The sequence below is a fragment of the uncultured Parabacteroides sp. genome (genome assembly GCF_902493135.1).
Lineage (GTDB): Bacteria > Bacteroidota > Bacteroidia > Bacteroidales > Tannerellaceae > Parabacteroides.
The window spans coordinates 70170-85266 of the sequence record NZ_CABUOD010000019.1 but is presented as its reverse complement, the minus strand read 5'-3'; the positions used below and the strand labels follow the sequence as shown (position 1 = coordinate 85266).

Genomic DNA, 15097 nt, shown 5'->3' with positions numbered 1-15097 from the left:
ACTTATAATATAGACTTTTATTTTTTAAGCTGTGCTCTTTTATTAATTAAATACACAAAAAGTAACCATACAGCAAAAGTGAACAAGACCCATCCGATTTACCCGGTAGGTAGTGTCATTTTGATAATTGTCCAAAACGCACTTTCGTATGGTTCGGGCACAAATCAAAAAGGCGGTCTCCTCACGAGGCCGCCTTTTCCAAACGCAACGAATAAATTATTAATTACTTACACACTTATTATTTCTTACAGTCGCAAGAAGAGTAAGCCACTAACATCCAAACCAATTTTTCCTGTTCCTTCAGGTAATCGCTCATCAATGCTACTGTTGCCTCGTCTCCGGATTCGGAAGCCATAGAGAGCAACTTACGTTCTTCGGCAATAAACTGGCCGTAAGTGTTCAGAATGTTTTCCAACGCTTCGTCTGCACAAGATACGCCCGATACTTCCTTAACTTTGGCAACTTTCAGATATTCACTGAACTTGTTTACCGGAACACCACCCAACATCAGGATACGCTCAGCCAGTTCGTCCACCTTTTCGGCGGCATCATTATACATATCTTCGAATTTGCTGTGAAGAACAAAGAAACCGTGTCCCTTGATGTTCCAGTGAAAACCACGAAGGTTTGTATAGAATACCTGATAATCGGCCAATAACTGTTGTAATGCTTCAACTACTTTACCTGCTGCAACTGCATCCAAATGGATATAATCTAATGTCTTCATAATACTTTACTTTTTAATTGTTATACTTTTTGTTTTTCTTGTACTGCAAAGATACATCAGATATAAGTGCCTGTCAAACAGATAATTTTTATATGCAAATAGACCTATTCTATCACGCTTCCGACAGAACGGATTACCGGTCCGATACCGGAGATACGGCATTCACTTCCTGGGGCAACCAAACGGTCATCTCCCCTTTCCCACGGTGTGCCCAAGCATAGTAAGGGATCAAAGTCAACGTCACATCTTGGACAGACAGGCGCCCGTCCCGGCCATAGTTCAAAGCCTGAGCCGCCACTTTGATCTCATCGATGCCGTACAACAAGTCCGATTTGCGTTCGACTGTAAATTCAGGTTTCCGGTTCATTAATACGTTCATGACACCAAAGCTATTATCGGGCCATTCGGCACAGTAAACGACAGGACCACGCTCTACGGCTACACGTCCGCGATCGGCTTCCACCTTCACGTTGGCTTTGACCGTCCGCGGCTCCATATCGAAATGGACCTCTACCACATCCCCTTTCTTCCATTGGCGGGTGACAGAGAAATAGCCTTTGTCCAGATTGCTTTCTACCGGTTCGCCGTTTACTTTGACAGAATAGCCCAACTGTTTACTGTCGGAAAATGTATATAGGTCACTCGGAACCACTTCGCCTCTTACCCAACCCGGGACACGGATTTTCAACGTAAAGTCTTGCTTGCCTTTAGGAGCCACATCCAGACGGATATCACCGTCCCAAGGATATCCGGTACTTTGAGTCAGTTTCAAACTCTTGCCGCCAACTTTCAAATCGGAAGAATTACTCATAAAGAGATTGACATATACATCTTTGTCATGAACTGCATATATATACCCCGGTAACGAAGGAATAAATCGGCAAATATTAGACGGACAGCAGGCACAACCGAACCAGGGTTTACGCTGATGCTGACCGGTCGATGCCAACGGGTTCGGATAAAAGAATCCGTTGCCTTCAAGGGAAACACCCGAAATCAGTCCGTTATATAAGGTACGCTCCAGCACATCATAATATTTGGATTCGCCATGAAGCAGGAACAGGCGATAGTTCCAATACACATTCCCTATTGCGGCACAAGTTTCGCAATAGGCCGACAGATTCGGCAGCTCGTAATTCTCGCCAAAGGCTTCCCCATTGTTAGTGGCGCCTATACCGCCCGTAATATATAATTTCTTCGTCACCACATTCTCCCATATACGGTCGATCGCATGGACATATCCCGTATCGCCTGTCAAAGCGGCCACATCCGCCATACCGGAATACATATAAGCGGCCCGGACGGCATGCCCGACTGCCTCGTCCTGCTCCAGCACTGGTTTATGCGCCTGGCTGTAGGCATCCTTACGCTGCGTATATCCCCGCTTGTCAAGAAAGAATTTGGCAAGGTCGAGATATTTCTTTTGTCCCGTCACCAAATAAAGTTTACAGAGCGCCATCTCGGCAATCTGGTGGCCCGGTACACGGACGAGTTGCCCAGGCTTGTCGCCTATCGCTTTCTCGACACAATCGGCATATTTGATCGCCACATCCAGAAATGTCCTTTTACCGGTTGCCTGATAGTGTGCGACAGCTCCTTCGACCATATGTCCCAGATTATAAAACTCATGGCTCAGGTCTTCCACTTTTTCCCATCGTTCGCTTCCCGCCCATTCATGCGGATGCTGCGGGTTCATGGTACGGGCGGTATACAGATAACCGTCCGGTTCCTGTGCAGCCGCTACTACCGTCAATACGCTATCGATATACTTGTCCAGCTTCTTGTCGGGATAAGTCTGCATCGAATAGCTTGCCCCCTCGATTGTTTTATACACATCCGTGTCATCGAACGAGAAGCCTTCCACCTTATAGTCGCTATTAGGATGAGCCGCCTTTGTAAAGTTTTCATATCGCCCGGTCTCCTCGCATTTGCTGAACGCAAGCGGTATCGTCACCTCACGGCTGGCCTTCAGCCTTTGTCCCCAAAAGCTATCGGTCACTTTTACAGAAGTGAAAGGTACAGGCGTAATCGGATATCCGCCATCATGTGTCTGCGCACCGCCGGCCAAACTGATTCCGGCAAGTGCAAATAATAAGATTCGTTTCATATTCAGTATCAATTTACTTTCCATTCGATCACACCGCCCGACTCACCTTCCTGCAACTGGATAACCAGCTTCAATCCGGTAGTTTTCACAGGAGTAAAGTCGACAGAGTTATAACAATCCTTCCGGCAACCGTACTCACCTTTAGCCTCGACATCCTTCCAGTTGTCTCCAGCCTTATACTGTACTTTCCAGCTTGCCGGAACACGGTAATTTCCATCGTAATGATCGAAATCAAGCCAGTACACCCCGACATTCCGGACCGTCTCCGGCCGGTCGAACACATACTCGATCGATTCCTGCGTCCCTTCTTTCAACCAAAAGTACCAGTAAGGTTTCGACATGTCATCCGAACTTTTCGGGTCCCACTGATCATTCACTCCATAACACCACTCACGGCGTTCACGGGCAATGCCGTCTTTCTGGATCGGCGCACTGACAATCGTGTAAGACTTCGCACGGGAAGCGATGTCAGGCTCCGGTGTCGGTTTCGCATAATCGGCTGAAGCCGGAATCCAGACAGCCATCTCGGCATTACCACGATTATTCCAAGTTGAATAAGGAATCAGTTTCACCGGAACTTCCGTTTCCGAGACAACGCCGTTTTCTTTATTACGGTCCAATTCCTTCACCGTAGTGCTTAGCTCCACAATACCATTCAACTTATCTTTCTCATATTGGCAGGTGAAATCGGCATCCTCCGGAAGATATTTGTTGAACACATGACGATCAGGCATATCCACCCCTTCCAGGCAATACATGACCGGACCGCGTTCAACAGCCAGCAAACCTTCGTCCGCCCGTACCTTCTCATGCGCTTTTACCCGCCGGACTTCCATCGGCATACGAAGTTCGACGACATCGCCCGGTTGCCACTTCCGTTCGATCACGACATATCCATGATGCGCTTTCTCTTTCAAAGGCGTTCCATTTACAAAAACGGCACAAGGTTCCCTGTCTTTCTTTACGTATGTATATAAATCACTTCCGGGAACCGGCTCGTTACCTGTCCAAGAAGGAATACGGAGTTTCAAGCCGAAAGAAGAGGCCTTTTGCGGTGAAACAGTCAATTTGACCAGTCCATCCCAAGGATATTCCGTATCCTGAACCAATGTGATCGTATCGTTCGCCAAAGCAACCCGGCTTTCGCTACCCACATATAAATTCACATAGAGGTTGTTTCCCTGTGTCGCATACATATACTTGGGAATAGAGGCCATAAACCGGGTGACATTACCCGGACAGCAGGCACAGCCGAACCAGGGAGCCCTTTCGTGCTGCCCCATCGATTCAAGAGGGTTGTCATAGAAAAACTTGTCTCCGCTTAATGATACACCTGAAATTACACCATTATATAAAGCCCGTTCCAGTACATCTATATATTTGGCATCTCCCGTAGCCAGGAACATGCGCTGGTTCCAATATACATTGGCAATGGAGGCACAAGTCTCGCAGTAGGCACTATGGTTGTGCAATTCATATTCCGGTCCGAAACCTTCTCCCTGCGCACGCGATCCGATCCCTCCCGTGATGTATAGTTTTTTAGTCGCCATATTATCCCATATCCGGCAGATCGCATGGAAATAGGCCGTATCTTTCGTCAATGCAGCGACATCGGCCACACCGGAATACAGGTAACCGGCACGGACAGCATGGCCCACGATCTCATCCTGTTGCAAAATCGGCTTATGATCCTGACTGTAGGCATTCAAGCGATGTCCATCCGTACCCCTCCCGGTTTCTTCGACGAAATATTTCGCCATATCCAGATACTTCCGTTCCCCGGTCACTTTATACAGTTTGGCAAGTCCCATCTCGATAATCGGATGTCCGGAAGGTACATGTTTCTGCCCTTCGTCCGGCCCGAAATCCTTACAGACCAAATCAGCGTTTTTTATGGCAACATCGAGCAGATTGCGTTTGCCTGTCGCCTGGTAATGGGCCACAGCCGCTTCATAAAGATGGCCGCTGTTATATAGTTCATGACTGTTCAGCTTTTCCCAACGGTGCGTCCCCCACCAGCGATTCAGCCGTTCGCACTTGTTCGTCACACAGGTAGTCAGGTAGCCGTCCGGTTCTTGTGCCGCTCCGATCAACGTAATGACACTGTCTAAGTAAGCATCCAACTTCGGATCGTATTTAACGGCAAGTGAATAAGACGCTCCTTCGATGATTTTATAAGGATCGGTATCGTCGAAGGGAAAATCCCCCTTATGTTCTCCTTTGATCAAACCGCCGGCCAAAGCAAAGTTATCGAAACGTCCGTTTACTTCACATTGCCTGAAAGCGGAAGGGATAGAAACAGTCCGGTTCACCTCGATACGGGGTGCCCAGAAATGATCCGTCACATGCACCTCTGTAAAAGGTACCTCGACTATAGGTTCGTCGGAATGATACGAAGTGGAATGGCAGGCGCCAAAGGCAACCGTGACTCCAATGGCTAACACTAATTTTTGCAGCATAGACTTTATTTGTTGTAGGTTATATATCTCAGTTAACAAGCACAAAGAAAATCTATTTCTCAGACTTATAAAAGTATTTCGGCAATAAAATGTCTTTTTTACACAAATATTTCATCCGGCCTGCATTTGTTTTCGTCGCATACCTACACACAGCCGTTACTTCACCACTATGACACCTCGGCCAATTCCGATCTTCCCTCCGGAACGGCCTTCACAAATCACCTCATATTCGCCTTTCATATCCGATGTGTAAAAAGAAAGTTCCGCCTTCCCCTCTTCATTCAGCGTCACCGAAGGATTCCAATACAACGTGTTCCGCTCATCCACCCAGCCGGAACGATCTTTCTCCCACGAATAATCCGGAGAGTAGAACTCTTTCACCTGGTCATAGCCTACAAACCGGTAGTTTTTCGACTTTACGGGCGTCGAGTCAATCCGGTCTTTCCACGACTTCGTATGGATCACCACCACTCCGGCAAAAGAGTTCCGAGTATAAACCATTGCCGCGGCACCGACTAGGACTTCCACTTTTTTAACCCGGTTCGGATCCATCTGCAATGCATAGCCGATATAGTCGATCACTCCATCCAATACGATTACCGGATCCAATGCATCCGCAGAAGCTCCCTTGAATACCGGGATCGGGGCTTTATTCTCGTTAGAGTTGTTAGAACTACTGCCTCCTCCCCTACTAAAACCGCCAGTCGTTACAGCACCGTTTACCCGTATTCTCGTACCCAAACCATCCGGCGAAGGATAGACCTTCAGTCCCGGAACCCGAGACAGCAAAGAAGCCATGCTATTCGGGGAAAAATGTTCATTCTCGCGCACCACATACGAATGACTGGCAAAGTCCTCATTGTGCAGACTAAAACTTTGTGTGTGTTTCTTGCGCTTCATGATCGTCACTTCCGGCAATTCATGGACAACCTTATCAATATCTTTCACCTTCCCGACATTCCCATACCGGGACATCCGAACAGACAGTTGGGCTAACGAATCCTGCAAGGTCAGCAGAGGACTGTAATAGGCAGACCGGGGAGATTTCGACTCCATCAATGTAAAATCCAGCGCATTCTTCTGCTTGTCAGTGACAGACAGCAACATCTCGCTCGTCCCTGTAAAATCGAATCCGGAAAAACGGAACACACCACCCCGTGCCGGATGGAATGTAAAAGTCTGGGCAATCGTATCTTGTTTAAACAAAGCGTTGATCTCCATTTCTTCCGGCTTTAAACGCATACCATCCAGAATACAACCCGAAAATCCTAAACTCCGTTCGACCGGATAAGGCATCTCAAGCAAACCGCCCTGCAATATATTTTTTAATGAATAACGCCTCCAGCCATGCGTCAACAACAGCAAGTCTAAACGGGATAACGACAAGGAATCCCGTTCTTCAAAATAGGAATTCGGGTTTTCTATATACCCCTTCAACTCGCTTCCCAAATAATAATCCACGTAGTAGTTGCTCCGCTCTGAAATCGGATCCAACTCTTTTCGTACAACCGATAACGAGAAATCACCATCTATCGCCCTATGCAAAAGACTATCAACCCTGACTTCAAGTGTCACCTTTTCACGATGTCCATAGCAGGCCTTATCGCCAGACAAGGCAACCGGCATACATTCCGGATATTTGACAAAAGCCAGACGTTCGCTACAAACCCGGTCCTGCCCATCATAGAGCGTGACTGTAAAAGGTCCTGCCGGAAGTAGGTCGTAGGCGATATCCATCACGGTCTTTTCCTCTGTTAAATGCAGTTTGGCATGATAATAAATCATTCCCTGGTGATGGATCAGAAGAAAGACCGGAACATCCGCACCCAAATTTTGAGACAGCATGATGCGCATACGCCCATTCCAATATCTGATTTGTTGGACGATTCCCTGCTTCAAAGGTTCGAGCATAGGAACTCGCAACTGCAAACTATCCACCACCGCAACATATTCGTGCCCCGGTTCCGGCTGGAAATAAACCGATCCGAACCCCAAATCGGAAGTATGGAAAGGACGTTCCTCGCCATCAGTCAAATCCAATATACACCCCTTTGCCGCCAAGCCTTTCCCGTTCGAACCGGTCAGCTTGACCGCAACCTTCGAAACCAACCCCTCCACGCAATAGCCGCCTTCCGGCAGCAAGGCCAGCTCCGTCGTCTGTTTGAATGGGACCGGATAGGAATGTTTCTGCTCACCCACAAACAGCACAAACTCAATCTCGTCCTCCCTCTTCACCTCATCCGGCAACAAAATATCAAATCGGGCATCCCCTGCTTCATCTGCTGCAAATGAAAAACTTCGGGATTCGTTGCCATTAACCCTCACACAGTAACGTAATTTCTTCTCTTGCCTCAATTTCAAAGGTACGTTCAGTTGGACAGACACGTTATTCTGTCTGACCGAAAAGTCTATTTTAATCTGAGACAAAGCACCAAGCCCCTCAATCTTCAACTCACGCGTAAAGAAGTGCTCCTCGCCGAAATTCCGCATATAATTCGTATAACCGCGCAACTGATAGTTTCCTGTAGGCAGTGTATCCGGAAGCAGCACATCACCTACCGCCTTCCCATCCCTCAACGGCCATTGCTTTTCAAGCACCAACCGGTTATATCCATCGATCAGTTGAAGATGAACAACTTGACTTTTGCCTTCACTTTCGGAAAGAAAATCCTGATATACTTTCAACCACATCGTTTCTCCAGCCCGATAGATCGTCCGGTCCTGATGTATATAGATTTTCTCAATGGGATATAAGTTGTATAAACGCTTCAAATTACCGGCCACGACCTGCAAGGTCGTATCGGAAGCATAACAACTCGCCGACAAAAGGACAAACATCCAAAAAAATAACAACTGCTTCATAAGAGGTTCGTTTCATTTAAAATGCATTGCACTCATTACTAAGCACAATGCATTAGATGATTAAAGATAAACACATTTACAAACAGGAGAGCCGTTCGTATCCACAAATTGAGTACAATTTCCTTTTACAGAACCTGTCATATCCGAATAACAAACACCACCGCAACGTGTCATCGAACAGCCATCTACACCATATCCATAAGAACTTCCTCCTTGGATATTTTTCATTTCCTTTTTCGTCAAAATTCTCTCATCCATTGATAAGGAATCTTTCATGTTACTTAAAAAACTCATACGCTTTAAAATTTAAATTAAACATTATATTTAAACAAGATTTAAAGATATTGACAAAACAATACATTTATCCTTCATTTTTAAAAAAATCTAAACATCTATCTCCAAAAAATACTTCAAATCTTCAATTGAATAATACTCTGGAAGCTTAAATCCATTAACTATAAGCAATGGAGAAACAGATACCGCATTATCAGACAACCACTTCTTTTGCCGAAAAGCCTCTTCCAGAACGACATTATCTATCTTATTTTCAAATTCTTTCAAAAAATCAATATCTCGCCTATGCAAATCATCATACCAATTACAGAACAAATCAAATGATCTGTTGGAATCTGTATGCATATACATCGATATAAGTAATTTATTCGTTTCTTCTAAATCGTCACTAAAAGAAGATAAAACATATCTAATACAAATCTTATCGCTAACTAATTTAAAAATATTTTCCATTCTTTTGTGCATTCGAGCACACGGAGAACAATACGGGTTAGTAACCAATAATATTTGAATATTGGCTGATATATTCCCCCACACTAATGAAGATGAATTATCTACATCATACCTCTTTTCATCATTCAGTAAAGTAAAAAAGACTTCTTCCTTCAACCTTATACTATTAACTTTCCTCTCCTTATATTCTAAGCTTTCAATTTTTTCATAAGTTTGTACAATTTTCTTCACACAAAACAACACTAACAAATAAAGGAAACACAAAGAAGTTATATCTAATATAGAAACTCGCTCTAAAGAAAAAAGGTCAAACTGATAATGACAAATTGATGTCAACCAAAACACAGATTGAGAAAGAATACACAATATACACCATTGACCTACTTTGTATCTTTGGTACCATATACTCCAAAATGAATATGGTAGTATTATTACATTTATAATCACAACACTCAAATACAAATATGGGAATAGCAACAAAACTACCACATTTGAAATGTAAAAACTAATACCAACTTCACTCCAGGTCAATGATGTATTAAATACTTTAGAAGCAGGAGAATCTAATACAGAGTTACAATCAGCTCTCTTAAACAAGGAACAAACTCTGTCAACCCATTTTCCATTCCTATTTAATTGTTTAGATACGAGGATGTAAGTAAATACAATTCCTAATGCATTAAAAAACAACAACATATTCATTTTCAAATCAAAGAATGATTGTTGCTTTGAATAAATAATCAAAGAAAAAGCAATAACACAAAAACATAACAATAGATTAGCAACAATTGAAAAAAGATTCTCTTTTTGATGCTTCTTATAATCCGGTTCACCACTTTTTTCTAAATCAGGCTCTAATAAGAGTACTATTCCCGACCAAATTTTTAAAAATTGTTCTTTTTCAATCGTTATATTTTTTCCTTTCCAATAGAAACTAACCATTTTATCAGTTTTACTGAAAACAACTACAAAGTCATTATCAACAAAAGCTATAAAAGGTTTTTCTATTTCTAAAAGACGCTGAGGTTCCAATCGTAACGCAACATTATCTATCCCATAATGGTTAAACATCATAGACAGACCATACAAATTATATTTATACGGATGATTTTCATAATAATTACGAGAATAATGCTCCGTATGTTTTACATTCAATAACTGAAGAGTAGCTATTAATATATTATCACTAACTTTTTTCATAAATTCATATATACATTTTTCATATTTAATATCATCTTATCAAGTGTATACATTTTCAAATACTTATCCCTACATTTTCGTTTATCACAATCATATCCATTCAATGTATTTCTTATTTTTTCAGCCAACTCTGAAGAAGAAATTACCATCGAATTATCTTTACTATATACACTTATATTACATTCTTTTTCCATCATCTCATTTAGACCTGTCGTAGTTGATATAATTAAAGGAATATCAAACATCATCATCTCAATTGCAACAAAGCTACATTGTTCGTGCATTGAAGGCATAATACCAACATCTGCGATACGGTAAAAATCATATAAATCACTTTTCTTCAAACGTCCAGTATAAAAAATTTCACCTAAACAAGAACGACTCAAATTCAAATATTTAGGATAATTACCATCCCCTATAATCACTAATACTGAATCATCAATATCTTCCTGCAATTTTAGGAATGCAGAAATCAAAAATTCCACACCTTTTATTTCATCCAACCGCCCAACAAACAATATTACTTTTTTATTCATCGGTAAACAATACTTCTTTTTCACTGCATACCTATACTCATTTGTAGTAAATTGATATTCATCAAAAAGTCCATTATACACAAGTGATATTTTATCTTCATTGACAGGATATTCTTCTATTAACATCCTTTTTGTATAATCTGATAAACATATAATTTGATCGACCTTTTTAAACAGATCACACTCTCCTAAGTACCAATTCCATACCTGATCATATCCAAATATTTCTTTATGTAGAATCTTTTTGTACAAATCAGTATTTCCATTCAATAAAAAACACCATTCTTGATAATGAATAGTAAAAACTATTTTACATCCAACAAACCACTTTTTCAAATAATCTATCAAATAATACTGCTGATAATAGTTCAAATGAAAAATCACATCCACACCTTCACCTCTATGTATATATCTTTGCAAGACAAAACATATATTCCTATAATAGATAGAATCATTCTTAACACCATAGACATTACTATCTGGTATTGAATATTCCATATATGAATCATGTTTTTTCACAATTGGAAAATTTACATTTGCATGTAGTCGGACTATACTGAATGAAATACTGTTACAATATTCTACCAATCGAGAAATTTGAGTAGCATAAGTGCCAATGCCATATAAAGATGACCTATTATTTTCCAAAAGCAAATAAACCTTTTTCATAACATAATCAAATTAAGCCCATAACCAGCACAGCCATCTTGCAAACCAAGTTTCCAGACCCGACTGGTTAATAAATCATATTTAAATTGATTCATTGAAACAATACTTGCAAGCGACATATCATCCAACTCCGTTAATTTCTTTCTCATCTCTATCCATTCCGATATATATAGTTTGTCGAACGAAGTCTTTTCAATATCATCACCAACTAATCTTAAACGATATTTTATGTAACAAGAAATGCCTTTACCAACCTTCTGCAAAGAATAGTTTGATAGTCTTAACAAATCAATTTCCATCATTCTACAATCTATATCTTTCAATAAATCATTCAAATTCCCAGATATAAGGCCTTTTTCCCATAGACAGAGTATTCCCCATGCTATTCCTGAAATCCCATTTTCAAAACTCATATTCATGTCTTCAGATATTTCATCACTGACCTCCATTAATAAGACCTTTGCGAAGTCATTATATATATCATTCTGAAAATAGGATGCACAATACGCAAAAAACAAGCTAATCCCCATTTTTCCATGATACAATCCTATATCATTCAAGAAACTGGCATTAACAATCAGATAATCTGCAATATTTGTCAATCTTGTATTTCGTTCCGCTTCACTCATAAATATTAGATAAAAGCCAACCAATTATTACATATTGCAATAATACAAAAAAACAGAATAACCACACCAATTTTCCACAAAAAATCAAGAATGAATAAATTTGATAATTTGAACATAAGATAAGTATGGTGAGTTTGAAGGACATACCTAATATTTACAGACACGGTTAAACATGTTATATGATCATGCACAAATAGAAAAGTCACCAGCAACGCGAACACGGAATTAGCAAAACTAATTGATAAATAGACATTACAAGTTGATAATGGATATATGATATTCGACCGATTTATGTCTATACGGCTAAGTAGACAACCTCGACAAAATAATCGAAATAAATGTGTATTTCACGATTTTTTTCCTACCTTCGTGACTATTAAAGCAAAGAATATGAATATACAACAACTAGAATACATCCTGGCTGTAGACACCTACCGCCATTTTGCCAAAGCTGCAGAACATTGCCGCGTAACTCAACCGACATTAAGCATGATGATCCAGAAACTGGAAGATGAACTGGGCGTGAAGCTTTTCGATCGAAATATCCAGCCGGTCTGCCCTACCCCTGCCGGCCGTAAGGTGATCGACCAAGCACGCGTCGTCCTCTACCAGACTTCTCTGATTAAAGATATCGTAAACGAAGAAGAGCAATCTTTGAAAGGCACGTTCCGCCTCGCCGTATTACCGACGATCGCTCCTTATCTGCTTCCCCGCTTTTTCCAGCAAGTATCGGAGAAGCACCCCGATCTGGACATCCGCATCCTGGAAATGCAAACGGCCCCTACGATGAAAGCCCTCCTCAACGGCGAGATAGACGCCGCCATCATCGCAAACCAACCGACGGAGATGCAGCTACAGGGAGACCTCCTATACTACGAACAGTTTTATGCTTATGTAGCCCGCAACGAAAACGTGTTCAAGAAAGAGATGGTCCGTTCCGCAGACATCAGCGACGAACGTCTTTGGCTGTTGGATGAAGGGCATTGTTTCCGTGACCAGCTGATGCGTTTCTGCCAAATGGAAAAAGTCAAACTCCGTCAGGCAGCTTACCGCCTGGGAAGCCTGGAAACTTTTATGCGTATGGTAGAAAGCGGCAATGGCGTCACTTTCATTCCGGAGTTGGCTACCTATCAGTTAAGCGAACAGCAAAAAGAACTGGTACGCCCGTTCGCCATCCCCAAACCGGCACGCGAAATCGTCTGGGTAACCCGCAAGGATTTTATCCGGCATTCGGTTTCAAGTATTCTGATCGAAAGTATCAGGAAATCCGTTCCAAAAGAAATGCGTACGCTGCAAGCGGGATTGAAAGTGGTCTGAAAAAGACCACCTTGTTTATCATCGGATTTTCTAATAGACTATAATAAAAATTTACACTATGGATGTTTTTGATTTATTATTCGGTTTGGGAGGGCAAGCACTCCAGTCTATATTCCAATTGGGATTTATTCCTCAGGAAAAAGATTTCCTTGAACTTACAGATGAACAGTACCGGCTATTCCGGTTGAAAGAAGGAGAATGTAACGAAAAAATCTTTATAATTGCGCCTGTAAATCCCCAAAACGTGATTGAGACGGACTTCGCCGAACTGCCGATCGTGACAGAATCTCAAAAGAACGCTCTTATTGGGGCAGCCGCGACCATAGAAAGATATTGCGAAGGGGAAGACTTCCATACAGATGAAGAAAAATTACGGTTCGCCGCCAAACATTTGCCGGATGTCTTCAGCCGAGGAAGCCAATATGAAAAGTATTCCAAATTCACAGTCACCAAACCGCAAAAGGAGAAGTAATTTACAAAATGATAAAACAACTGCCTTTTCTTTGTCGTGCAAGTGTAGAAGGCAAGGAAAGAAGCTATAGAAACGATTCTCCGGGAGTTAAGGTCCGGCAATAAGTTATTCTTTTGCCAATTTATGTGACACAACGTTGATCGATTTGACTTTTATGCAGGTCATCCCCGGAAGATCGTCAGCAAAGAGGTTCTTTTTTCATCAGGAAGACAATTGGGATTCATTCCTTTTTATAGCTCTTTCAACCTTAAAAAACTGCTTGAAAACATATTATCCAAGAAAGACAGGACAACTTTTTCGTTTTCTCGAATCACTTTCCTCCAATGATCTAAATCATTTTCAGCAATCATCAGTATAACTGCCCGAAATCATCCCAATAGTTTCAAGAAAACATTCAGATGATTTGAAAAATGATTTAGACCATTTCCAAAACCTCGCCTAATCTCACTCGCTTTTCACTCCAGAAGCTTGAATTAGGGAAAAGTGAAGATTGCAAAATATAAAAATAGCACGCATAAAGATATCAAGTACTCGTTTTTCATAGCACATTTCTTTTTACCTTCGCTTTATTAACTTTCACAATTGACGAATTTCAGCAGATTGACGAATATCCGGAAAAAGGGGTCGAAGCCCTGCTACGTTCTTATATCCAATTTGTTCCCAATGCCCGCTTTATCTTTGCCGGAAGGAAGAGTACTACGACTTTACCTGTCATTTCTTCCAAGAGGTAAACCGGAAATTCGACAGTGGCACGTTCTATATATGTATGACGAGTTTGAAGGACATACCAGGTATATGCAGGCACTGATAAACAGATTATACGGTTATGACACAGATATAACAGACAAAACATTCACCAATCGCGCCATACAGGAACTGACGGACGAAGGTGTCTATGGATACCAAAATCTGATAGCAGCCTATTTCGGAGTGGCGGCCAAATTAATGAAAGCGATAGCGAAAGAGGGAACCGTAGCCGAAATAAACTCCGGAAAATTCATCTCGAAATACAAGCTGAAAGCCGCCAGCAGCGTGAACACGGCATTAGGAAAACTGATTGATAGAGAGATTGCCTACAAGTCGGCAAAAGGATACATGATATACGACCGATTCATGTCTATCTGGCTAAGAAGACAACCCTGACGGAATAAATATTTCGGATGTAATGAAAAAAATTATCACTTTATGCTTGTAGTTTCCAAAAAAGCGTTACTTTTGCTGCGTATTTAAAAACAAAGAGACAAAATGAATCGATTTAGCTTTACATATTACTTTTATTACTTTTACTTTAGCAGAGTGAAGGCAGGAGTTTGTATGTGAAGCGTTGATGAATGAATGTATATATCAATAACAAAATATGAAGTCCTGCCGG

General features: G+C 41.6%; 11 protein-coding genes. 3 read left to right on the top strand and 8 right to left on the bottom strand.

The window, feature by feature from the left end:
- Positions 1–238 precede the first annotated feature (238 nt).
- The 8 genes from RDN79_RS10555 to RDN79_RS10520 form a co-directional block, all read right to left on the bottom strand.
- Positions 239–727: a Dps family protein gene (locus RDN79_RS10555; RefSeq protein ID WP_298549517.1), complete on the bottom strand. Its 489-nt coding sequence runs from the start codon at positions 725–727 to the stop codon at positions 239–241.
- 133 nt (positions 728–860) lie between these two features.
- The gene (locus tag RDN79_RS10550) at positions 861–2834 is read right to left on the bottom strand and encodes a glycoside hydrolase family 127 protein (RefSeq protein WP_298549519.1); all 1974 of its coding nucleotides are present in this window, start codon (positions 2832–2834) and stop codon (positions 861–863) included.
- An 8-nt stretch (positions 2835–2842) separates the two neighbouring features.
- Positions 2843–5293 carry a glycoside hydrolase family 127 protein gene (locus RDN79_RS10545; RefSeq protein WP_374044508.1) on the bottom strand — a complete coding sequence of 817 codons (2451 nt, stop codon included), beginning with the start codon at positions 5291–5293 and terminating at the stop codon, positions 2843–2845.
- 156 nt (positions 5294–5449) lie between these two features.
- Entirely contained in the window at positions 5450–8155 is a 2706-nt protein-coding gene (locus tag RDN79_RS10540) for a TonB-dependent receptor (RefSeq protein WP_298549520.1), read from the bottom strand.
- Positions 8156–8215: 60 nt separating this feature from the next.
- A complete protein-coding gene (locus tag RDN79_RS10535) occupies positions 8216–8449 on the bottom strand; it encodes a bacteriocin (RefSeq protein ID WP_298549521.1) in 234 nt (77 codons plus the stop codon).
- Positions 8450–8539: 90 nt separating this feature from the next.
- Entirely contained in the window at positions 8540–10102 is a 1563-nt protein-coding gene (locus tag RDN79_RS10530; protein WP_298549523.1) for a vitamin K epoxide reductase family protein, read from the bottom strand.
- Positions 10099–11307: a glycosyltransferase gene (locus RDN79_RS10525; RefSeq protein ID WP_298549524.1), complete on the bottom strand. Its 1209-nt coding sequence runs from the start codon at positions 11305–11307 to the stop codon at positions 10099–10101. Before RDN79_RS10525 ends, RDN79_RS10530 begins: the two co-directional genes overlap by 4 nt.
- Positions 11304–11936, bottom strand: coding sequence for a lanthionine synthetase LanC family protein (locus RDN79_RS10520; RefSeq protein ID WP_298549526.1), 633 nt, complete (start codon positions 11934–11936; stop codon positions 11304–11306). The genes RDN79_RS10525 and RDN79_RS10520 overlap by 4 nt, the downstream gene beginning before the upstream one ends.
- Before the next feature lie 390 nt (positions 11937–12326).
- Between RDN79_RS10520 and RDN79_RS10515 the strand changes: the two genes are divergently transcribed.
- From RDN79_RS10515 to RDN79_RS10505, 3 genes are all read left to right on the top strand, one after another.
- The gene (locus tag RDN79_RS10515; RefSeq protein ID WP_298549527.1) at positions 12327–13253 is read left to right on the top strand and encodes a hydrogen peroxide-inducible genes activator; all 927 of its coding nucleotides are present in this window, start codon (positions 12327–12329) and stop codon (positions 13251–13253) included.
- 58 nt (positions 13254–13311) lie between these two features.
- Positions 13312–13725 carry a hypothetical protein gene (locus RDN79_RS10510; protein WP_298549529.1) on the top strand — a complete coding sequence of 138 codons (414 nt, stop codon included), beginning with the start codon at positions 13312–13314 and terminating at the stop codon, positions 13723–13725.
- Between the two features lie 795 nt (positions 13726–14520).
- Positions 14521–14868 carry a hypothetical protein gene (locus RDN79_RS10505; RefSeq protein WP_298549531.1) on the top strand — a complete coding sequence of 116 codons (348 nt, stop codon included), beginning with the start codon at positions 14521–14523 and terminating at the stop codon, positions 14866–14868.
- The last annotated feature ends 229 nt before the right edge of the window (positions 14869–15097 follow it).